23 protein-coding genes and 1 pseudogene are annotated in these 21,225 nt (G+C 62.4%); 15 read left to right on the forward strand and 9 right to left on the reverse strand.

Features of this window, described 5'->3' with window-relative positions; genetic code table 11:
* From ACMHLQ_RS11290 to ACMHLQ_RS11320, 7 genes are read left to right on the forward strand one after another with little or no spacing between them, the layout of a single operon-like run.
* Positions 1-147: a hypothetical protein gene (locus ACMHLQ_RS11290; RefSeq protein ID WP_415404896.1), complete on the forward strand. Its 147-nt coding sequence runs from the start codon at positions 1-3 to the stop codon at positions 145-147.
* Positions 148-176: 29 nt separating this feature from the next.
* The gene (locus ACMHLQ_RS11295) at positions 177-533 is read left to right on the forward strand and encodes a hypothetical protein (protein WP_415404897.1); all 357 of its coding nucleotides are present in this window, start codon (positions 177-179) and stop codon (positions 531-533) included.
* A complete protein-coding gene (locus ACMHLQ_RS11300) occupies positions 530-1,150 on the forward strand; it encodes a type II secretion system protein GspJ (protein ID WP_415404898.1) in 621 nt (206 codons plus the stop codon). Before ACMHLQ_RS11295 ends, ACMHLQ_RS11300 begins: the two co-directional genes overlap by 4 nt.
* Complete coding sequence (gene gspK / locus ACMHLQ_RS11305; protein WP_415404899.1) at positions 1,147-2,073, forward strand: type II secretion system minor pseudopilin GspK; 927 nt, start codon at positions 1,147-1,149, stop codon at positions 2,071-2,073. The genes ACMHLQ_RS11300 and gspK overlap by 4 nt, the downstream gene beginning before the upstream one ends.
* A gap of 35 nt (positions 2,074-2,108) precedes the next feature.
* Positions 2,109-3,230 carry a type II secretion system protein GspL gene (gene gspL / locus ACMHLQ_RS11310; RefSeq protein ID WP_415404901.1) on the forward strand — a complete coding sequence of 374 codons (1,122 nt, stop codon included), beginning with the start codon at positions 2,109-2,111 and terminating at the stop codon, positions 3,228-3,230.
* Between the two features lies 1 nt (position 3,231).
* Positions 3,232-3,729, forward strand: coding sequence for a type II secretion system protein GspM (gspM, locus tag ACMHLQ_RS11315; protein ID WP_415404902.1), 498 nt, complete (start codon positions 3,232-3,234; stop codon positions 3,727-3,729).
* A complete protein-coding gene (locus ACMHLQ_RS11320; protein WP_415404903.1) occupies positions 3,726-4,469 on the forward strand; it encodes a hypothetical protein in 744 nt (247 codons plus the stop codon). The genes gspM and ACMHLQ_RS11320 overlap by 4 nt, the downstream gene beginning before the upstream one ends.
* A 10-nt stretch (positions 4,470-4,479) precedes the next feature.
* On the opposite strand, the gene ACMHLQ_RS11325 is transcribed toward ACMHLQ_RS11320, so the two are convergent.
* On the reverse strand, positions 4,480-5,004 hold the full coding sequence (locus tag ACMHLQ_RS11325) for a hypothetical protein (protein ID WP_415404904.1): 525 nt from the start codon (positions 5,002-5,004) through the stop codon (positions 4,480-4,482).
* A gap of 159 nt (positions 5,005-5,163) precedes the next feature.
* Between ACMHLQ_RS11325 and ACMHLQ_RS11330 the strand changes: the two genes are divergently transcribed.
* Genes ACMHLQ_RS11330 through ACMHLQ_RS11345 form a run of 4 tightly spaced genes read left to right on the forward strand, consistent with a single transcriptional unit; the run spans position 5,164 to position 10,586 of the window.
* The gene (locus ACMHLQ_RS11330) at positions 5,164-5,979 is read left to right on the forward strand and encodes a hypothetical protein (protein WP_415404905.1); all 816 of its coding nucleotides are present in this window, start codon (positions 5,164-5,166) and stop codon (positions 5,977-5,979) included.
* Entirely contained in the window at positions 5,969-7,912 is a 1,944-nt protein-coding gene (gspD, locus tag ACMHLQ_RS11335; protein ID WP_415404906.1) for a type II secretion system secretin GspD, read from the forward strand. Before ACMHLQ_RS11330 ends, gspD begins: the two co-directional genes overlap by 11 nt.
* Positions 7,913-7,914: 2 nt before the next feature.
* On the forward strand, positions 7,915-9,372 hold the full coding sequence (locus ACMHLQ_RS11340) for a GspE/PulE family protein (protein WP_415404907.1): 1,458 nt from the start codon (positions 7,915-7,917) through the stop codon (positions 9,370-9,372).
* The gene (locus tag ACMHLQ_RS11345; protein WP_415404908.1) at positions 9,369-10,586 is read left to right on the forward strand and encodes a type II secretion system F family protein; all 1,218 of its coding nucleotides are present in this window, start codon (positions 9,369-9,371) and stop codon (positions 10,584-10,586) included. The genes ACMHLQ_RS11340 and ACMHLQ_RS11345 overlap by 4 nt, the downstream gene beginning before the upstream one ends.
* 17 nt (positions 10,587-10,603) lie before the next feature.
* Here ACMHLQ_RS11345 and paaK read toward each other — a convergent pair whose 3' ends face one another.
* Together paaK and paaI are read right to left on the reverse strand one after the other, a co-directional pair.
* The gene (gene paaK, locus ACMHLQ_RS11350; protein WP_415404909.1) at positions 10,604-11,905 is read right to left on the reverse strand and encodes a phenylacetate--CoA ligase PaaK; all 1,302 of its coding nucleotides are present in this window, start codon (positions 11,903-11,905) and stop codon (positions 10,604-10,606) included.
* The gene (paaI, locus tag ACMHLQ_RS11355; RefSeq protein WP_415404910.1) at positions 11,902-12,336 is read right to left on the reverse strand and encodes a hydroxyphenylacetyl-CoA thioesterase PaaI; all 435 of its coding nucleotides are present in this window, start codon (positions 12,334-12,336) and stop codon (positions 11,902-11,904) included. Before paaI ends, paaK begins: the two co-directional genes overlap by 4 nt.
* A gap of 113 nt (positions 12,337-12,449) precedes the next feature.
* Between paaI and ACMHLQ_RS11360 the strand changes: the two genes are divergently transcribed.
* Positions 12,450-12,797 (forward strand): DUF2794 domain-containing protein, encoded by a 348-nt coding sequence (locus ACMHLQ_RS11360; RefSeq protein WP_415404911.1) that lies wholly within the window; start codon positions 12,450-12,452, stop codon positions 12,795-12,797.
* Between the two features lie 95 nt (positions 12,798-12,892).
* On the opposite strand, the gene ACMHLQ_RS11365 is transcribed toward ACMHLQ_RS11360, so the two are convergent.
* The 3 genes from ACMHLQ_RS11365 to ACMHLQ_RS11375 form a co-directional block, all read right to left on the reverse strand.
* Positions 12,893-13,672 carry a C40 family peptidase gene (locus ACMHLQ_RS11365; RefSeq protein WP_415404912.1) on the reverse strand — a complete coding sequence of 260 codons (780 nt, stop codon included), beginning with the start codon at positions 13,670-13,672 and terminating at the stop codon, positions 12,893-12,895.
* A complete protein-coding gene (locus ACMHLQ_RS11370; RefSeq protein WP_415404913.1) occupies positions 13,669-15,048 on the reverse strand; it encodes a leucyl aminopeptidase family protein in 1,380 nt (459 codons plus the stop codon). Before ACMHLQ_RS11370 ends, ACMHLQ_RS11365 begins: the two co-directional genes overlap by 4 nt.
* A gap of 76 nt (positions 15,049-15,124) precedes the next feature.
* Positions 15,125-15,514, reverse strand: a complete 390-nt coding sequence (locus ACMHLQ_RS11375) for a hypothetical protein (RefSeq protein WP_415404914.1) — start codon at positions 15,512-15,514, stop codon at positions 15,125-15,127.
* A 159-nt stretch (positions 15,515-15,673) separates the two neighbouring features.
* Between ACMHLQ_RS11375 and ACMHLQ_RS11380 the strand changes: the two genes are divergently transcribed.
* The 3 genes from ACMHLQ_RS11380 to ACMHLQ_RS11390 are packed head-to-tail and all read left to right on the forward strand — an operon-like array spanning position 15,674 to position 17,656.
* Positions 15,674-16,324 carry a carbonic anhydrase gene (locus ACMHLQ_RS11380; RefSeq protein WP_415404915.1) on the forward strand — a complete coding sequence of 217 codons (651 nt, stop codon included), beginning with the start codon at positions 15,674-15,676 and terminating at the stop codon, positions 16,322-16,324.
* A 38-nt stretch (positions 16,325-16,362) separates the two neighbouring features.
* The gene (locus tag ACMHLQ_RS11385; protein WP_415404916.1) at positions 16,363-17,340 is read left to right on the forward strand and encodes a sodium-dependent bicarbonate transport family permease; all 978 of its coding nucleotides are present in this window, start codon (positions 16,363-16,365) and stop codon (positions 17,338-17,340) included.
* Positions 17,341-17,344: 4 nt separating this feature from the next.
* Positions 17,345-17,656, forward strand: coding sequence for a P-II family nitrogen regulator (locus ACMHLQ_RS11390; RefSeq protein WP_415404917.1), 312 nt, complete (start codon positions 17,345-17,347; stop codon positions 17,654-17,656).
* A gap of 268 nt (positions 17,657-17,924) precedes the next feature.
* Here the strand turns inward: ACMHLQ_RS11390 and ACMHLQ_RS11395 are convergent, their stop codons facing one another.
* The 3 genes and pseudogenes from ACMHLQ_RS11395 to ACMHLQ_RS11405 form a co-directional block, all read right to left on the reverse strand.
* Positions 17,925-18,131, reverse strand: a complete 207-nt coding sequence (locus tag ACMHLQ_RS11395) for a hypothetical protein (RefSeq protein WP_415404918.1) — start codon at positions 18,129-18,131, stop codon at positions 17,925-17,927.
* 333 nt (positions 18,132-18,464) lie between these two features.
* The gene (locus tag ACMHLQ_RS11400; RefSeq protein ID WP_415404919.1) at positions 18,465-20,078 is read right to left on the reverse strand and encodes a DUF4139 domain-containing protein; all 1,614 of its coding nucleotides are present in this window, start codon (positions 20,076-20,078) and stop codon (positions 18,465-18,467) included.
* 98 nt (positions 20,079-20,176) lie between these two features.
* Positions 20,177-21,200, reverse strand: a pseudogene (locus tag ACMHLQ_RS11405) (aspartate-semialdehyde dehydrogenase).
* Between the last annotated feature and the right edge of the window lie 25 nt (positions 21,201-21,225).

A 21,225-nucleotide genomic window follows, 5' to 3' on the forward strand; every position in this document is an offset into this window, starting at 1 on the left:
TTGGCAGATGCGCCGGACGGCCGGATCGATCTGTATTTTCTGGCCGACGGGCGGTCACATCCAATCGAGGCCTCGTTCATCGGCGCGCATGGGATCACGCTGTGCCGCTCGGATGGGTGGAGCCCGGTGGAATGCGGCGCGCCATGACATGTGGGCGGGCCAGCACAAGTCGCGGCGTGAGCCTGATCGAGCTTGTCGTGGCCGTATTGGTTTTGTCCATGGCAACGGTCGCGGCCTTCCAGACCATGGATGTGTCCCGCCGCGCCATTGGCGGAGAAAACCCGCGCATCCTTGCCTTGCAAGTCGCCGCCAACAGGGCGGAAGAGGCGAAACTCTATGGCGCCTTGGCCGCGCGCGCCCTGCCGGATACGGTTCCGTTTGGGCCGTTTGAATGGTCGGTTGCCACAGACGAAGTCCCGACCGAGGTCGGGCTGGTCGAGATGACGGTCACCGTGGCGACACCGGGCCAGCCCGGCGCCGTTCTGGTGGTTTACGTACCGCCAACACCCCAGACATCGGATCCGCCGCAGTGACCGCGCCTATCCCGAATACGCGGGCGCGACAGGCTGGCTTTACCCTCATCGAATTGGTCGCCGTGCTCGCGATCTTTTCCATGGTCTCCCTGATGGGGCTGCAATCCATCACCTCGCTTGTTCGCAGCCGTGACCAACTGGTCGAAGTTCAGGACCGTTCGGAAGCATTGGCCTATGTGCTGACCCTGTTGCGGTCTGATCTGCAACATGCGGTTGCCCTGCCGTTTCAGCCACCCGGAGGCGCGGCAGAGGGCGCATTGGTGCATGATCGCGCCGCATTGCGCATCACCACCGCAGGACGTGGCAGTGCGCCGGGGGCGGTCGAAAGCGGCATGATCCGCGTGATCTGGCGACATGATGCAAGTGCCGCGACTTTGACCCGGCAAGTCTGGCCCGGGCTCGCTCCGGCCAACAGCAGCGCGCGCGGTCCCGAACAGGTTGTTCTGAGTGATGTGCGCGGGGTGACAATTGCCAGCTATTCCCGCGATGACAAAGCATGGCGCGCGGCGTTTGGTGCTGATGAGGGCCTGCCAAAATCCTCCCTACCCGACGCGGTAGAAGTCACAATTGAAACAGACGCACCACACCCATTGCGCGTCGTGGTGGCCAGACCATGAGCCGCGCCACACACTCAAAGGGGATTGCCCTGATCAACGCCCTTGTGATTGTCGGGGCGATGTCCGCGATCATGGTCTTTGTCACCCGTCAGACAGTCGACAGTCACGCCCGCGTCCTCACCATGCAGACCGGTTTGCAATCCAGCTTGTATATGGATGCGATGGAGCCCTTGTTGCCCGTCCTGCTGGAGGAGGACTGGGAAGACGACCCGACCCGCGATGATCTGACGGATGTCTGGGCACGCGAGGATTTCACAGTGCCCATTGGTCGCGGGATCGGTCAGGCGCGGATTCACGATTTGCAAGGTCGCTTCAACATCAACTGGTTGACGGATCTCGCGGACACAGAGGCGCGTACCGCCTTTGATCGGCTGATAACCGATCTTGGGCTGTCACCCGCGCTGGGAACCGCGATTGCGGGCTTTGTGTCGCCTGAAGGCCCTGCAAATGCCGCCACTTACCAGAACCGCGCGTCACCCATTCAGACACCAAACGGGCCGATCCGCGTGATCACGCAGTTGCGCGCTGTTGCAGGCATGGATACGTCCGACTTCGAGCGTCTGCGCCCCTACATCGCGGCCTTGCCAGCGCCATCGGATTTGAACGCGAACACGGCCGCACCCGAGGTTTTGGAGGCGCTGTTCCCTGGACTGAACGAGGCGAGCGTTGCGCGGATTGCGCAGCAACAAAGGGCTGATCCTTTTGCCGGGATCTCGGGCTTTGTCGCGGCCTTGGGCCGGGCAACGCCCAGCGCGACCCAGCCGGGGTGGCCGCTCGATCGCGTGGATGTCAAAACATCCTGGTTTCACGCCCGTCTCAGCGCAGAGGTTGACGGAACACCACGGCAAAGGCACATCTTTCTCAATCGGCGGAACGACAGTGGCGAGGTGTCCGTCGCATTCGTGATAGAGGGACAATTGTGAGCAGGTTTCGCCGGACACACCCACCATTTTGGCACGTGGCGCGCGGACCGCGCCCGACGGGTCCGCATATTGCGCTGATCCCGGGAGAAGACGCGCCGCTTGTTCCGCTGGACTTGCCCTCGGGACTACGGGGTGCCGCGCTGGCGCGCGTTGCCCTGCGCCAGGTGCGGGATTTGCTGGGGCGTCCGGATGGTGCGGATGACGTGCGCCCATACGTGCGCAAAGGTGCACCTGTGACATCCGCCCTTGTCATCGACCGCGCGGTCGCCGACGCGCATGGCGCACAAGGCACTGCGGATACGCAAGCGATCCTGCCGGACTATCTGGCGCTGCCCGCCGCCGAGGGTCTTTGGACGTTGGAGGCCAATGGCGCGCGCATCATCGCCCGCCTTGGCGTCGGGGATGGGTTTGCGGCAGACGTGCCTTTGGCCCTCGCGCAGCTGAACAGCGCCGTTGTCCGCGATGCACCGCCCCAGGCGGTGTTGGCGCGTGAAACATTGCCGACCGAGGTCATGGCTTGGCTGCAAGAACACAAGATCACCGTCGTGCCGTCCGTGGACGCACTGGGCAGCGACGTGCCGCGCCCCAAACTGCTGGAACATGGAGAGCTGGGCCTTGATCTCATGCGCGACCCGAACGCGGACCGCGCCGCCTTGTCCGCGCGGCTGCGTGTGTGGCGCGTGCCAGCCGTCTTTGCGGTGCTTGCGACAGTCTGCTGGGTCGCCACCATGTATCTGTCCACACGGGCATTGAACGCACAGCATGAACAGTATCAGACCGCAGCCATCACGCTGGCACGCGAGAGCCTGTTGCCAACGGGACCCATCCTTGATCTGCGCACCCAGGTATCGCGCGCGGTGGCGGCACGCCAATCGTCGGAACCGGACCAAGCGCAGGAAACCTCGGTCATCGAACTGTTTGCCGCTGTCGCACCGCTGCTCGATGCCGCAACGATTACGCGTGCGAGTTTCCGCACGAACAGCGGCCTTTCAATTGATCTGTCCGTGCCCAGCTTTGCCGCCCTCGACGTGCTGGTCGAACGATTGCGCGCCGCGGATATCGACACCCGTCTTGCACAATCGGCCGCTGGCGATGTGCGCGCCGATGATGGGCAAATGACGGCAGGCGTGATCGCAACGCTTGTGGTGCGGCCGTAGAATGTGGGGGGCGCTCATCTCTTCGCTCGCCGAACTCAGTCGGCGTGAGCGTGCCCTGCTTGCCCTTCTGGCAGGCGTCGGCGTGCCCGTCGCCTGTGTCTTTTTGCTGGTCCTGCCCATGATGCAATCCCATCAGCGCGCGCAGGATCGGCTGGTCGAGTCAACACGGCTGTACGACTGGGTGCAGGTTCAGGCATCACAATGGGGATCGGTCGCGCCTGCAGACACTGCGGCGAAACCCCAACAGCCCGTCATGGGCGTCAGTGACATCGAACAGCGCCTGATCTCTGCCGGTCTGCGCAGCGATGTCACCGAACTCTCGCGCAGCGATACCGGTGCGATCCGCTTGCGCTTTGACGATGTGAGTTTTCTGGCGGCAATGCGATGGATTGATGAGGCCAGCCAAAGCTGGGGATACAGCCTGGCGGAATTCGAGGTTGAACGGCGCGACGGGCCGGACCGGGTTGCGCTGAGCCTCACGCTTGGGGCCGGTTCATGAGGGCTGTCCTGATCCTTCTCGGCCTTTGCCTCGGGCTTGTCATCGCGCTGCCGTTTGGGGTGCGCATGTCACATATGCGGGCTGTGGCCCCGGATTGGATACCAGCGGCCGCCGCGTCAATCACGGACGACAGCCGCATCGTCGCGGGGACATGGAACGCGGCTATTCCCGGCCTGCCCCTCGCACTCCAGTGGCGGCTCGTTCCGGACAGTCCTTTCACGGCTGACCTCACGCTCACCGGGCCCGCCACAACGATGCGGGCGCAGGCCCTGTGGCCGCCAAATGGCGAGGTGATTGCACTGTCGGACATCCGGGGACAGATCGGCCTGGAAAGCTGGGCGCGAGATGCGCAGTTGAGCATCGAGGGAGACATCAGCGTTCAGGACGGCAGCGCCAGCGTACAGGTCTCAGATGGTCGCCTGCGGCGGCTCGCCGGGCAGGTGCGTGCGACCGGGTTGGTCTTTGACGGCGTGGAGATCGGGCTGGTGACCGCCGAGATTGTGCCGGACGCTATCGGATGGCAGGCCCCATTGGTGCTGAACGGCCCGACCTTCGAAGGGACCGGCACGTTGCAAGGACGATATGCAGAGCCAAACCTGTACATCGCGCTGGCTCTGGCGGCGACGGGGGACGTGCCGGACAACTGGCGCGCCTTTCTGGACACGTTCGGGAGCAAGACCGAAACGGGGTGGACCATCGAACAACGCATCGACATGCGTCGCCTTTTGCCAACACCCTAGTACGAGAACGTCAGGACTTGCCGTAATTGGCAAGGGTATCCTTGATGGCCTTGCGCCGATTGGCCATTGCCCCGGTTGAATCCAGTTCAGGATGGCTTTTGAGCATGCGCTCCATCGCAGAAAGTGCCGTCTTCAGCGACGTCTCGGTTGCGGCGTCAAACGGGCCTTGCTGCAGGCGGGCGCGGGCAAATTCATGTTCTGCGGTGCCACGGACGGCCAAGGCAGATGCCTGCAGCGCACCCCCACTTTCCACCGAGACCAAATGGGCTTGTTGCGAGGCTTTCTGGTAGTTGTTTCCGCGCAGCAATGCGTGGGCGTATTCCAGCCGCAAACGCCCTTCGGCTTGCGTTGCAGAATAGCGCTTGAGCATCGTTTCATAGCCTCGCACCGCACGGTCAAAACGCCCTTCTTCAAGCGCTGTGCGTGACGCGACATATTCTGATTTGAAACCTTTGGATTGCGTGCCCGTCGGCATGTCGCATGCCGCCAGAATGAACAAACCGGCAAAGCCGATTTTCATCAAATACCTGCTCATCTGCCTACCTCGCGTTCGTTTCGAACTTGCGTTTATCTTGCTTTAATTTTGGGCCGGTTATACGATTAAATCAAATTTTATCAAAGGGACCGCATCCAGTTAGAATAACATGCTGTGGTAAATAGAACGCAGCTGGACGGCGGCGGAGCAGTTGAATCGATGGCGTTTTTTTCGCGTCTCGCACTCTTTTCATCCAGTGCGGCCTTCGCATTTACGGCGGCCTTGCTGGCACTCGAACTGTCCCATGCACAATTGCGCACACCAGTAGAGTTACGCGAGACGGAACGCGTTGCTGCAATGACGCCGCATGTCTCGACTGATACAGCCATGACCGTATGGCCCGCCCTATTCGGAGAGCCGCAAGCCGATCTGCCCCCCGAAGCGCCGATTGCTGCGGCAACCAATTACACCCTGTCCGGGCTGGTCATCGGGGATCAACAAAGCTGGGCGATGGTATCGGACGGGCAAACCACATCCCTGGTGCGCAGCGGCCAAACCCTGAGCGGCGGCGAAACCGTTTTGCAGATCGAAACCGAGGGGGTGCGTATCGACCGCAACGGCAACGTGCTGATGATCGGGTTTTCCGATGACATCCAGGGACAAGCGACAGCGCGCATTTCACCAGATGTGATCGACAGCCAACGCGCTGATCTGACAACTGAATTTGACCTGTCTACCTTTAACCGCAGCGATTTCCTGCGCGTTCTGGGTCGCGCGGGTGGTGTCGAACGGGTCACACGCGACGAAGGTCCGCCCGTGATCGACATATTATGGGTCCGTCCGGGGCAGCTTTACGATAGGATAGGATTACAAAAAAACGACACAGTTGTGAGCATCAACGGAGTTTCAGCAGGCGATGTTTCGGCATTAACAGCTCTTTCCAATACTATTCTCGATGGCTCGGAAATTGTGTTTGAAATCGTCCGCGCAGGCGCTCCGCGGACCTTGAGGGTGGCATTGAGCAATGAGAATTAAGCTGTGGATTTTCGCCGCGCTTTTTGTGTTGGCTGGGACACTGCAAGGCAAGGCGCAGATCGCGCTGGATATGCGTGACGCGAATTTGCGTGATTTCGTAACCATCGTGGCACAGGCCACGGGGCGAAACTTCATTCTCGACAATCGGGTGCAGGGCACTGTGACCGTCATTGCCCCGGATACGGTCAGTCCGGATGCAGTGTATGAAATTTTTCTGCACGTTCTGGAATTGAACCAGCTCACCATCGTCGAGGGCTCTGAAACCGACCGGATCGTTCCACTGGGCGTTGCCAGTCAACTGACCCCGCACAATCGTGCCGCGACACTGGGCGGCGCGTTTGAGACGCGGGTGATCACGGTCAACAATGCGCCGCTCAATGAATTGGTCGAAGTCATTCGGCCACTCCTGCCCGCCGAGGCATCGCTCAGCACGGTGCCTGCCACCGGGCAACTGATCCTGTCGGACCGGCGCGAGAACATCAATCGCATCATGCGTCTGGTGGCACGGCTGGACGCCCCCCGCCAAAGCCAGATTGAAACGATCCGCGTGCGCAACGGGTCAGCGCCTGACATTCTGGCAACGATCCAGGCGCTCGACATCACCCCGCCGGGGTCAAGCATGTCGGCCGATGCCCGCGCCAACACGTTGATCGTATCCGGCAGCAGCGATTTCCGCCAACGTGTGCGCGAGGTGGTGGACCGTCTGGACACCCCGCAGCGTAGCATCACCACCTATGTCGTGCGCCTGAACTACGCGGACGCCTCGGACCTTGAGGGCGTCATACGCCAGAGTTTTGGCGGGGCTGCACCAGGAGAAGGCGGAGCTGCCGGAACGACAGGCAACGTGAGCATCGTGGCAGAGCCAAGCCAGAACGCCCTGGTGATCACCGCACCCAGCGACCAGATGGATTCCATTGTCGGCTCGATCCAGGCACTGGACCGACGCCCGGCACAGGTGCTGATCGAAGCGGTCATTTTCGAATTGTCGGTCGAAAACTTCTCGGATCTGTCCGTGCAGTTCGGCGCACTGATCAACGATGCGGTTGTGGGCGGCGTCGAATTTTCCCTTCAGGGCCGTCCGACGTTGACCGGGTTGGTCAGCTCCGTCTTGGGCGGGCAAGCGCCGGGCTTTGGGTCGGGCGGGACAATCGGCGCAGCAGATGCCGAAGGAAACGGACGATTTGCCGGATTCCTCTCGGCCCTGACCAGCCAAAGCTCAACGCGGCTGCTGTCCACACCGTCCATCCTGACCCTGAACAATCAACCGGCTGAAATCATTGTCGCCCAGAACGTACCCTTCGTGACGGGCAGCTTTGCGCAGGTCGGCGAAAGCGCTGTACCGGATCAGCCGTTCCAGACCATTCAACGCGAGGACGTTGGCCTGACCCTGCGGGTAACCCCACAGATCACACGGGATCGCACGGTGCGCATGGAGATCAGCCAGGAGGTGTCGAACCTCACCAACTCCGCCTCTGCCGCAGGCAGCGAGATCACGTCAAAGCGCCAGTTGTCGACCAATGTGCTGGTGCGCGACCGTCACGTGATCATTCTGGGTGGCCTGCTGGAAAACGGGTCAGGCGCAGTTGGTCAGAAAGTACCGGGCCTCGGCGACTCCAAACTGGTGGGCTGGATGTTCCGGGGGCGCAATGCCTCCAAATCGCAACGTGTGCTGCTGGTGATGCTACGGCCCCGCATCATGGAGTCCGATGCCGAGGCGACGCGGATCACACGGCAGGTCGCCAACCAGGCCAAGAAGATCGCTCAATCCACGGCACCTCTGGACGATGGCCAGTTCCCGTCTCAGGTCCAGCAGGGCTTTCCCTTTGACGGCGCGGACCTGAACCAACCCTTCGATGCCGGGTTCATCGACGGCTATGCGCGCGAAAAGCAATTGCCGCCCTTGCCATCGCGGCTGGAATTCAAGGCGAACTAGCGATGGCGGCATCGCGACTGCCCTTTGCCTTTGCGCGTGACCATCAGGTGATCGTCGATGCCGGATCGCTGTATTGCGGGCCGGATGCCTCGATCACCGGTATGCGCGAAGCGCGCAGACGCACCGGCGAAACCCTTGATGTGACCCGGGTATCGGCCGAAGACTTCGCACGGCAGTTGTCCGTCAACTACAACACATCGAACGAGGATGCGCCGGGCGATCAGGAACTGACGTTTTCCCTGGAAGACGGCGAAACACCCAGCAAACAGGCCCGCGACCTTCTCGAGAATGAGGCGGATGCACCCGTCATCCAATTGGTCAATCAGGTGCTGCGCAGGGCCGTGCAGGCCGGATCGTCGGACCTGCATGTCGAACCGCACGAGGCGGGCATTCGGGCCCGCATGCGGGTGGATGGATTCCTGCGCACCGAATTTGATCGCTCGGATGTGCCGGTGCGACGGGTGGTGTCCCGCCTCAAGGTCATGGCCGGTCTGGACATAGCAGAAACGCGCCTGCCCCAGGATGGGCACATTGCCGTGCGCATGGGCGGGCGGGCCATCGACATCCGCGTGTCCACACTGCCCGGCAACCACGGCGAGCGGGTCGTGATGCGCCTGCTTGACCGATCCGAGGGCTTGATGCCTCTGGACCAGTTGGGGCTGCTACCTGAGCAGATCACACAACTGGAACAACTGGCGGCACGTCCCAACGGTATCATACTGGCCACCGGTCCGACGGGCAGCGGCAAGACCACGTCGCTTTACTCCCTGCTCAAGCTCGCCAACAGCGAAGAACGCAATATCGTGACCGTCGAGGACCCCGTCGAATACGACTTGCCCGGCATCAGCCAAACCCAGATCAATGCCGAGATCGGGATGACCTTTGCCGCTGGCCTGCGTGCCACCCTGCGGCAGGACCCCGACATCATCCTTGTCGGCGAAATTCGCGATGCGGAAACAGCCAGCACGGCTGCGCAGGCGGCCTTGACCGGGCACCTTGTTTTTTCGTCCCTGCACGCAAACGGATCGACGGCCGCGATCACCCGCCTGCGCGATCTGGGCTTGGACGACTACCTGATCTCGTCCACCTTGCGGGGTGTCATTGCGCAACGGCTGTTGCGCCGCCTGTGTCCTGACTGCCGTGTACCTGCTGCACCAAATGCGCAGGAACGCGCGCTGTTCACTGATCTTGGCATGGCCGTGCCTGACCAGGTGTTCACCGCAGGCTCGGGATGCGTCACATGCGATCATACCGGGTTCAACGGGCGCGTTGGCATCTTTGAAACCGCAACGGTGAGCGATGAGATGCGGCAAGCCATCTCGGAGGGCAAGTCAGAGCAAGCGCTGCTGGACCTTGCCGTAACGCCCCGGGAAACCCTTTTGGGGCGGGCGCTGCGCGCTGTTGAACAGGGGCAGACAACGATTGCCGAAACGTTGCGGGTGGTCGGAGACCGGGTGTGAGGGCCTTTGCCTACAACGCGTTCACGGTCAGCGGAAAACGCCGCAAGGGCACCATAGTTGCAGAAAGCGAGATCATGGCCGCCAAGGCGCTGCGCGATCAGGGCCTGTTCGCGGAAGAGATCAGCGCCAAGACCACAGCGCCGCGCAAATGGGCCATCGGGTCGCTATTTCGGCCAAAGGTCACGGACAGCATGCGCGCCGTGTTTGTGCGACAAATGGCGGTGCTCTTGTCGTCAGGCATCTCCGCAGAACAGGCCCTCGAAACAGTCCATAGCGCAGGCGGTATGCCCGCAATCGAGGCTGCCGCCGCACATGCCACGGCCGCATTGATGGATGGCGCGCCGCTCAGTGAGGCGCTGGCGCGTTCGGGGGCCGGTTTTCCTCCGTTCATTCTGTCGTCCATCCGGGCGGGCGAAACAGCGGGCGAGTTGCCCATCGTGTTCGAGACACTGGCCGATTATCTGGAAGAGGCGGGCACCGACAAGGCGGCCCTGTCCACGGCACTGATCTATCCCGCTTTCGTGGCCAGCGTTGCGCTGCTGGTCTGCGGGGTTCTCATGATCAATGTCGCCCCCGAGATCGTTGCCATGTTCGAAACGTCCGGTCGCCCCCTCCCTCCGTTGACCCGCGTGGTTCTGGCCATCACCGGCTGGATCGAAACCTATTGGACAATGCTGGCCGGTGGGTTTGCCAGCCTGTGCCTTGCCATTGTCATCCTTGGGCGCCGCCCGTTCTGGCGCGACAGGTGGCATGGCCTGGTGCTGCGCATGCCGCTGTTCGGGCGCTACGCCCGGATGAGCGAGGCGGCGCAGTATTTGCGCACCCTCGCGCTTGTGATCGCCAGCCGTCATCCAGTTGTGGACGCTGTTGAAAACGCGGCCCAGGTGCTCAGAATCCAGAAGTTTCGGGACGAGGCCAAGGCGACGCGCATAGATGTCGAAGCCGGGCAAAGCATGAGCGAAGCCATGCAGAAGATGACACTGATCCCGCCGGTCTGTTGCCAGTTGATCCGCGCGGGCGAGCAATCGGCCCGCCTGGCCCGCATGACAGAACGCGCCGCCGTCCTGGTCGAAACATGGGTCAGCAACGATCGCAAACGCATGATTGCCCTGCTTGATCCGTTGCTGATGATCGTTGTCGGTGTTCTGGTCCTGGTGATCGTCCTGGCCGTCTTGCTGCCGATCTTTGACCTTCAGGCTGTCGTTACCAGCTAGTCAGAACTGCGCAGCCGCTACCGTTTGTCCACGATCCGCACGGCCTTGCCTTCGGAGCGCGCGACGCCGCCAATTTCGGCCACATCAACCGCAACGGATATCCCGACGACCTGTTTGATCTGGCTCGCAAGGGCCTTGCCAGCCGCCGCGCGCGCGTCCGCCGCCGTATGCCCGCCCGTCGCCTCGCACAGCACGCGCATCTGGTCCATGCGGTTAGGTTTGGTCAGCTCGATCTGGAAATGCGGGGCAAGGCCGGGCGTGGCCATCAAGCACTCCTCGATCTGGGTGGGAAAGACATTCACCCCGCGCAGAATGATCATGTCATCGCTGCGCCCGGTTACCTTCTCCATCCGCCGCATGGACCGCGCCGTACCCGGCAACAAACGCGTCAGATCGCGGGTGCGGTAGCGGATGATGGGAAAGGCTTCCTTTGTCAGCGAGGTGAACACCAACTCGCCCACCTCCCCCTCTTTCACTGTTTCGCCCGTGTTAGGGTCGATAATCTCGGGGAAAAAGTGATCTTCCCAGATGTGCAGCCCGTCTTTCGTCTCAACGCACTCCATGGACACACCGGGTCCCATGACTTCGCTCAGGCCATAGATGTCAACGGCGTGCATGTCGAACGCCTCTTCGATTTCGCGGCGCATCGCGTTGGTCCAGGGTTCGGCACCAAAGATCCCAACTTCGAGCGAACTGGCGCGCGGGTCGAGGCCCTGCGCGTTGAATTCATCGAGGACAGAAAGGGCGTAGGACGGGGTGACCGTGATGCCCTTGGGTTTGAAATCCTCGATCAGGCGCACCTGGCGGGGCGTCATCCCGCCCGAGATCGGCACGGTGGTGAGGCCCAGCGCGTCAGCGCCCAGATGGATGCCAAGACCGCCGGTGAACAGGCCATACCCGTAGGCGTTGTGCAGCAGATCGCCCGGCTGCATGCCTGCCGCGCGCAAGGAGCGCGCGACCACATCGCCCCAGTGCCTCAGGTCATTTTCGGTATAGCCAACCACGGTGGGCTGTCCCGTGGTGCCCGAGGATGCGTGGACCCGTTTGACCTGATCACGAGGTACGGCAAACATGCCGAACGGGTAGTTGTCGCGCAGGTCCTGTTTGACCGTGAACGGGAATTTCGACAGGTCTGCCAATGACTTGAGGTCATCGGGATGCACGCCCGCGCTATCGAAGGCGGCCTTGTAGTGGGGCACGTTGGCATAGGCGTGGGCCAGTGACCATTTCAGGCGCTTCAGCTGCAGTGCCTCGATCTCGTCCCGGCTGGCAATCTCGATCGGGTCGAGAGTTTTGCGGTCTGGCGTGAGATCTTTCATGTCTTGTCCTCGTCAAAGTGCTGGCCCGGGATGGTGCGCGACAGGCCGCGAAACAGGGCGATCTGGCGCCCGCCGCGCCCGGTCACGGCGACGTCATAGGTGCCCGAACGCCCCTGGCGCGCGACCTCGACGGCCGTGGCGGTCAGGGTCTCATCCGCCTCGCCGGGCGCGAGGTAGGTGATCTGGTTCGATTGGGCGACGGTGAGCGCGTTATAGGTGTTGCAGGCAAAGGCAAAGGCGCTGTCGGCGAGGGTAAAGATCAGACCGCCGTGGCAGATACCGTGCCCGTTCAGCATGTCGGCGCGCACGGGCATGGTCAGGGTGGCCGTGCCGGGGCCGATATCGGTGATCGTCATGCCGAGCGCCTGGCTGGCCGTATCGGTGGCCCACATGGCATCTGCGCATCTGATCGCGCGGTCCTGAGGGGTCATTCCTGCCTCACATGTTTCCAATTGGCGGGATGCTGCCCTGATTTTGTAACGCTTTCAAGCGTTGTGGACAGGAGGCCCTTGAATTGTCATCCAGACGCGGCAACTGTGAGGCCATGACGCTGCATACGCCACCCCCGTCCAATTCCCGCGAAATGCCCAGCCCGCAAGTGGCGTTCCACCGCACCGAACTTGGCGTGATCCTGTCGCTGTACGGACGCATGGTGGCGGCGGGCGAATGGCGCGACTATGGCATTTCCTGCCTGCGCGAGGTGGCCGTGTTTTCAGTGTTTCGCCGGACGGCTGAAAACCCGCTGTACCGGATCGAGAAGCGCCCCAAGCTGCGCGGACGGCAGGGCATGTATGCGGTGATCGGCATGGACGGCCAGATCCTGCGCCGCGGGCATGACCTGAAGACCGTGTTGCGCGTGCTGGAACGCAAGCTGATCCGCGCGGTGGAGTGATCCAAAGGGCCGCTTGCGCGGACGCTATCTATTTTTGCTGACGAGAGGGCTTTGCCCCCTCGAGCTCCCCCAGGATTTATTGGAACAGAGAAGCGTCAGAGGCGTTTGTGGTGCGTGACGGGTCCGCCGCCCTTGGCTGCAATACGTGCGAGGGCCGGTGCGATGGGTTCTTCCACCGTGGACATGTGAAACGCATTGGCGTGGATCATATGTGTCGCGGACGTGACCAGCGCCACGTGCCCGCTCCAGAACAACAGATCACCCGGCTGATAGCTGCCGTCGGTGATGGGCGTTCCAAGCGCGACCTCTTGCTGGTCGCTGTCGCCCGGACAGGCATGGCCTGCAGTCAGGAGCGCGATCTGGACCAGGCCGGAACAATCGATGCCCGCGCGCGTATTCCCGCCCCAGAGGTAGGGTGTGCCGAGAAACAGGCGGCCCGTGGCCACCGGGTCGCCGGTTTTTGCCGGAACGGTTGTCAGTTGTGCCTTCGGCACGTGGCCCAGATGGGTTTCGATGAAGTCCGCCGTGTCGGACAGCGCGGTGAGCGTGGCACCGAAACTGAGGGCTGCCGTTTCGGGGGATTTGATCGACGCCTGGGCATAGGCATGTGCACCGGGTGTGGCGACCATATGTGTGGCCGTGCTGCGCGCACTCAGGCTGTCTGTCGGGACAAAGCCGATATAGCCGTCGTGATCAGCCCGGATGTAGCTGTGCGCCTCGACCGCACCGAGGACGGTCACCGCGGCACCGGCCAGCAACTGTCGGTCACGCGCACCGTTGGGTTGGCGCAGCAGGTCGACATGCGCACATGCGATCTGGGCGGGTTGATGCCCATCCACCAGCGCCGGGTCCGGAATGCTGCGGGCGTCTGTCACAGGCCCAGCGCCTCTGGCAAAGCGGCGAGCAGGGCGCGCGTGCCGCTGCCCACTCCGCCTTTTGCGCGGGCGGGCGCGTCGCTGGGCTGCCAGCCGTAGATATCGAAATGCATGTATCGGCTTTGGCTTACGAAGCGGCGCAGAAACAGGGCGGCGGTGATTGATCCGGCAAACCCGCCCTTGGGCGCATTGTCGAGATCGGCGATGCCGAGTTCGATCATGGATTCGTAAGGCGTGTGAAAAGGCATGCGCCAGACCGGGTCGGCCTGTGACACCGCCGCCTGCTCGAGCGCGGCGGCAATGTCGGTGTCATCGACATAATAAGGCGCGAGATCAGGGCCAACGGCCACACGGGCCGCGCCCGTAAGTGTGGCCATTGAAATGATCAGGTCAGGCTCCCCCTCATCCGCGAGGGCGAGAGCATCGGCCAGAACCAGGCGCCCCTCGGCGTCGGTATTATTGATCTCGACCGTCAGGCCCTTGCGCGATGTCAGGATGTCGCCGGGCCGAAACGCATTGCCCGACACGCTGTTTTCCACCGCTGGGATCAACACGCGCAACTGCACGTCGAGGCCCGTCGACATGATCATATGCGCAAGACCAAGGACCGAGGCCGCGCCGCCCATATCCTTTTTCATCAGACCCATGGAGGCGCCGGGCTTGAGGTTCAGGCCGCCGGTGTCGAAACACACACCCTTGCCCACCAGCGTAAGGCGCGGCCCCGTGCTGCCCCAGGACATGTCGATCAGGCGCGGCGCGCGATCTGCGGCGCGGCCCACGGTGTGGATCATGGGAAAGTTCTGCGCCAGCAGATCGTCACCGGTGATGACCGTGATCTGCGCGCCGTGCTGTGCGGCGAGATCGCGTGCGGCGGCTTCCAGATCGGGCGGGCCCATATCCGATGCAGGCGTGTTGATCAGCGTCCGGGTAAGCGCCTCGCCTTTGGCAATCGCCTCGATCCGGGCGACATCCAGCCCGTCGGGCGCAACCAGCTTGGCCGCCATCGGTGCCTGATCCTTGTAGCGTGCGAACCGATAGGTGGCGAGCAGCCAGCCCAGCGCCTCGACGCTGAGCGCGTCATTATCCAGCGTGCTGGTCAGCGCATAAGTGCCCGCAGGCAGACGCGACGCGCCCGCGGCAAGATGAAACCGGCCCCGGGCCCGCGACTTTGCCGAGCCATAGCCGATGGCCGCCACTGCGATGCCATCCGCGCCCGGACAGGTCAGTGTTTGACCAATCGCGCCGGTGAACCCCTGCGCCCTGACCCAAGCCTGCGTGCGGGCATCCAGCCCCTCGATCCAGGCGGGCACATCGCGTTCGTCCAGCAAATGCAGTGGTATGGCGGTCGGGTCGGATGCGGCAAAGGCCAGCGTCATCTTGGGCACCTTTTGTGTCGTGATGCCGGTGAGCCTAGCCCCTTTGCCCGCCGCCGCAAGTGCGGTTTGGCGCGCTTTAGATGGTGATGTCCTGCAATTCCCAGATCGCGGTCAACGACCCCTCGCCCGTGCGCATCATGCGGCCCAGCGTGGCGGACAGCGCGACCTGATCGCGCGACAGAGTGCACGCCATGACGTCACGGGCCACTTGCGCCAGCACATTCATGCCGATCTGCTCCGCAATCGCGATCAGCGAGCGGCTGGACTTGTATAACTCATCCAGATCACCGGCGCGATACAGCCGATCGCAATGGGCCATGCGCAGCGCCAGCTCTTCCATTGCGCGGCACACAACGTCCTCTGCGTTCACCGGATCCATCTCGGAGTACAGCGCGTCAAGCCTGTTGTGATCGACCACAACAGGTTCGGCCAGCCGAATTTGCGTTACCTTTGTCAAAACACTCACCTCATTACACCCCTTGTCGTGCGCCCCCACGGCCCGGACAGGTGTGACACCGCAACCTTCCCAAATCGTTAGGGCGGTTTGGTCTTTTTGCTCGAATTTAGCGACAATTCCCGGTAACCACCCCCCTTAACGACGTTCCGGGACGGGCTGAACCACACCATGCACAGAATCAAACCTCTTCCTACCTTCCTTTTGCAGCGGTACCAGGGCTGGAAGGCCACGACCTATACAGAGAACAGCGCATGGTATCGCAGGCTTGCCACCGAAGGGCAGCGCCCGCGGGCGATGGTCATTTCCTGCTGCGACAGCCGGGTGCAGGTAACGTCGATCTTTGGCGCGGATCAGGGCGAATTCTTTATCCACCGCAACATCGCAAATCTCGTGCCGCCCTATGAGCCCGATGGCGATCACCACGGCACATCCGCCGCCGTGGAATATGCGGTCAACGTCCTGAAGGTGGCGCATATCGTGGTGCTGGGCCATTCGCGCTGCGGCGGTGTGCAGGGCTGTATCGACATGTGCGAGGGCCGCGCGCCCGAGCTTGAGGAAAAGACCAGCTTTGTGGGCCGCTGGATGGACATCCTGCGCCCGAAATTCACCGAGGTCGCCGATATCGCCGGCCCCGAGGACAAGGCGCAGCGGCTGGAACAACTGGCGGTCGTCACGTCGATGGAAAACCTGATGACCTTCCCCTTTGTCGAAGAGCGGGTGAACAACGGTTCGCTCAGCATCCATGGGCTGTGGACGGACATCGCCGAAGGCGGGATGAGCCAGTTCATGGGCAAGACGCAGGATTTCGTTCCCGTCTGAACGGGACTTAGCGCATTACATCGCAACAAGGGGTGCCGATGGATCAGATCCTCAGCCTGGCCGCAACAAATCTGCTGTCGCCGATCATCCTCAGCTTTGCCCTGGGTGTGGCCGCCGCACTGGCACGCTCCGATCTGAACATCCCCGAGGCGGTGGCCAAGGGCATGTCGATCTACCTGCTGTTCGCCATCGGGTTCAAAGGCGGGGTCAGCGTGGCCGATCATGGGCTCGACGCGACCCTGGGGCTATCCTTGCTGGCGGGGATCGTGTTGTCGGCGGTTCTGCCGCTGATCGCCTTTGCGCTGTTGCAGGTGTTGGGCAATCTCAGCCGCCTTGATGCGGCGGCTGTCGCGGCCCACTACGGCTCGATCTCGATCGTGACCTTCGTGGCGGGCACATCCGTGCTGGACGGCAGCGGGATCGCGGCCGAAGGGTACATGGTCGCCGTCGCCGCCGCGATGGAGGCCCCCGCCATCCTGTCCGCCCTCTGGCTCATCTCGCGCGGGGGCGATTCACGGCGCATGGACGGCGAGTTGATCCGCGAGATCATGTTGAACGGGTCCATCGTGCTGCTTGTCGGCAGCTTCTTGATCGGCTGGATCACCGGGGTGGATGGCCTGACCAAGATCGAGGCGTTCATTGTCTCGCCGTTCCAGGGCGTGTTGTGCCTGTTCCTGCTGGATATGGGGCTCGTCGCGGGGCGTGGCCTGCGCGGCGGGTCCGGTGTGCTCAAGCCCGGCGTGCTGGCTTTTGGCATGGTGATGCCCTTGGTCGGGGCCACGCTTGGGCTGGGCACGGGGCTGTTGCTGGGCGTCAGCACGGGCGGTATCGCGCTGTTCATGGTGCTGTCAGCCTCGGCCAGTTACATCGCCGTGCCTGCCGCCATGCGCGTGGCCGTGCCCGAGGCGAACCCATCCATCTATCTGACCCTGTCGCTCGGGGTCACTTTCCCATTCAACCTGACGCTGGGCCTGCCGATCTATGTGGCCGTGGCCAGTGCCGTGACAGGAGGATAACCGCATGAAAACCCATCAGGCCAAACGCGTCGCCATCATCATCGAACAGGTCATGCAAAGCCGCCTGACCGATGCCATGGCCGAAACCGGTGTCACCGGATGGACCATCCTGCCGGTGCTTGGCGGGTCAGGTGCGTCCGGGGAATGGAGCCGCGAAGGCCAGGTCACCCGCGCCGGCGGCATGGTGCAGGTGGTTTGTGTGATCCGGCCCGACCGGCTGGATGCGCTGCTTGAGGCGGCCTTCAGCGTGGTTGACCGGCATATCGGGATCGTTGCGATTGGCGATTGCGAAGTGGTGCGGGCCGAACGGTTCTGACCACCGCCCCAACGTGAAAAGGGGTGACGCGTCACTTGCGACGCATCACCCCAACCACTCGTTACCCCACTCCATCCGTGCGCCACGCACCTCAACGCTGGTTACTCACTCGCGCACGGATATTCGGATCGGGCCGGTCCCGCAGGGGGCCCTGTTGTTCTTGCCTGTGACAAACCTTTTGCAATGCAGTCCTGTCCGATCCCGACACGCGGCCCCCCAGCCGTGGTCAATCATCGCTGCGCACGTCCCCATCGGGGCGGCGCACATGTCATGCAAATTGAGGCTGGCGTCCTGCCATCAGGTGACGTGGTTTCCCAAACCGCGTCTTGGCGCGCTTTTGCAGCGCCGGGCGGGCGAGGTCGTCAGCGAACAGTGTCGCGACTTCCTGCCGTGTCACGCGCGGTTTCTTTTCGCCACCGCGCGCTGTCTTTTGAACGTCTGATCCACCAATCAGTTCCAACATCCAATTCATCATCCCACTCACCTCAACTTTGTTGCCAGCCCCCTGGCTGGTGTCTTGTTGTCCAGCCCCCGGCTGGTCTTCGATCCGACCCCCGGCCGTTTCGATGAAGACAGGTATGACAGCCGCAAATTACTAATTTCTTGCGGTTTCAGAGGCAGTTTTCATGATTGAATTAACACCCTAAATAATGATTTTAATTCAGTGGCTTAGGTAGAAAAAAGAGATTGATAAAACTGTATTCAGGTGGATTTACCGGGGTCAAAGGTTGCTCGGTCAACATTTTTGTTAAGCCGATGGCAACCACGATCCGGCCAAAACCGGCATTTTTCGGCGGAATCGATGCTGCTACCGCAGAATCATGTCCTCGGGCCATGTCATCCGCGTTTCCAGCGCAATGGACTGCGTTGCTCCAGCGTCCAATTCAAGCTGCCATTCCAGAATGCCGCGCCGATCATCCACCGCGTCGATATCCGGAGCAGGTGTTGCGGACCACTCGATGACCAGGTCCTCCTGCTCGGAAAAAGGCACCGCATCGCGCAGCGCGACCTCCCATGTGCGATCCGTCAGGTTTTCGACCTCGATGCGCACAGCCTGGGTTTCCTCGTTCGAGCGGGTGATGATGCCGCGATCCCCCTCGTTCCGGTTCAGCACGGTGCGTTTGATGCGCAGCCCGTCGATGGCGCCAAAGAAGATGTCCGCCTCGGCATTGGGCGGCAGCGCGTCGAGGCTTGAGCCACCAACAAGCTGGTCCTCGACATAAAGGATCGTTTCACCCGGCAGCAGAATCTCGGGCGAGGTGTTTTCAAAGCGGACCTGACGGAAGGCCGTGTCGTCGAACCTGGGCGTCGCCCGCGCCGACAGAGCGGCATCAAAGCGGAGCGTGTCGAGCGCCACGCGAATGCGTTCGCCGCCCGCAGGCACCGATACCGGTGCGGGCAGCGTGTAGGTAACGCCGATCCCATCAAAATCCGCAGCGGCAGCGACCTCTTCGACGATGACCGGAGATTCCAGCATCACTTCGGCGGGCGCGGCCATATCCATGGTGGCAGAGCCGCGCAGACGCATCGTCTCGGCCGGGTCTTCGATACGGCGGCGCAATGCGGGCAAGCGGCTGGGGCTGGTTTGGCCGCTGGGTTGCAGGGTCGACAGGCTCAGGCGGACATCCGTCCAGTCCTCGTTCGAGAATTGATCAATCATCACCGCGCGCTCGATGCGCAGCGTGTCGTCGTTCTCCAGGTGCATGGTGTAGAGCGGGCGCCAACTGACCGCGTCGCTGAAATAGCGAACCGTGACGTCAGCCGTTGTTGCCTCGGGCACATTGACATCGACGGACAGGGTTGCGGGCTGCGTGTTCGAGGGGGTGACAGCGTCCAGCGCGGCTTGCGCCTCGGCCACAGCAAATTCCAGGTCGTCACGGCCCTGACGCAGGGCGCGGGCTTCGGCCTCGGCTGCGCGCATGGCGCCGCGGGCCGCCGTGCCGTCGCTGGCGATCAACTGGCCGATGGCGCGCAGGGTGTCGACATCGGTGGCCGCATCATCCGGCAGGGTGATCCCGTTCAGAAATCCGATCTGATCCTGCGCGGCCTGCGCCTTGGCCAGGGCCAAAGCGATGGCATCATCCCGTGCCGCCAAGGCTTCGACCGCCGCGTCCAAGGCATCCTTTGCCGCGATATAGGCCGGCGTGCGCGGCGCGCGATACGGGGTATCGGGGCGTTCATTCCACGTGCGCGACAGAATGCTGGCACCAGTGACAGAGATGTCGATGGCATCCGCGTCTATCTCCGGGTCCATGTCTGTCAGGTGCAATGTGTGCGTACCCGCGCTCAACCCGACCGTCCCGCCACGGGTGACAATCGCACCCTCGGCATAGGCCGTCACGGCCAAGGGCGGCGCGGTCACGGTGAACGTATCGGCAAGGGCGGGAAACGGCAGCAGGGCAATCAGAAGGGCGAAACGCATGAAAACACCTTTGGGTTACATGCGCCCAGTCTGCACCGCACGGGGCAAAAGAAAAGGGGCCAGTTGGCCCCTTGTTCCCCGCATGTCGCGTGTGGGCCTCAGCCCTTTTTCAGCACCCGCTGGCCCAGCAGCTCGGCAATCTGCACCGCATTGAGGGCCGCGCCCTTGCGCAGGTTGTCACTGACGCACCAGAAATTCAGACCGTTGTCGATGGTCAGAATCCTGCCGGATGCGGCTGATGAACGTGGCATAATCGCCTGCGCATTCGATGGGCGAGACATACCCGCCGTCCTCACGCTTATCGATGACCATGATGCCGGGCGCCTCGCGCAGGATGTCGCGCGCTTCGTCCTCATCGAGGAAATCCTCGGTCTCGATATTCACCGCCTCGGAGTGGCCGACAAACACAGGCACACGCACGCAGGTGGCCGTGACCTTGATCGAGGGATCGACGATCTTCTTCGTCTCCACCACCATCTTCCACTCTTCCTTGGTCGACCCGTCTTCCATGAAAACGTCGATCTGCGGGATCACATTAAAGGCGATCTGCTTCTGGAACTTCTTGGGTTCCACCTCGGATGTGGGGTTGTAGATGGCCTTGGTCTGATCCCACAACTCGTCCATCCCCTCCTTGCCCGCACCGGACACGGATTGGTAGGTGGACACGACAACGCGCTTGATCGTGGCGCGGTCATGCAGGGGCTTCAGGGCCACAACCATCTGCGCGGTCGAGCAGTTGGGGTTGGCGATGATGTTCTTCTTGGCATAGCCCTCGATCGCATCGGCATTCACCTCCGGCACGATCAACGGCACATCAGGGTCGTAGCGGTAAAGCGACGAGTTATCGATGACGACGCACCCCGCCTTGGCGGCGATGGGCGCGTATTTCTTGGTCGCGTCAGAGCCGATGGCAAACAGCGCCATGTCCCAGCCCGTGAAATCGAACGTATCCAGGTCCTTCGTCGTCAGCGTCTTGTCACCAAACGTCACTTCCGTCCCCAGCGAACGGCGGCTTGCCAGCACGGCAATCTCGTCCACAGGAAACTGGCGCTCGGCCAGGATGTTCAGCATTTCGCGGCCCACGTTACCGGTGGCGCCCGCGACGACGACACGATACCCCATATTCGACTCCTTTTCGGGTAGGTGA

It is taken from the genome of Tateyamaria algicola (assembly GCF_047715485.1).
Classification (GTDB): domain Bacteria; phylum Pseudomonadota; class Alphaproteobacteria; order Rhodobacterales; family Rhodobacteraceae; genus Tateyamaria.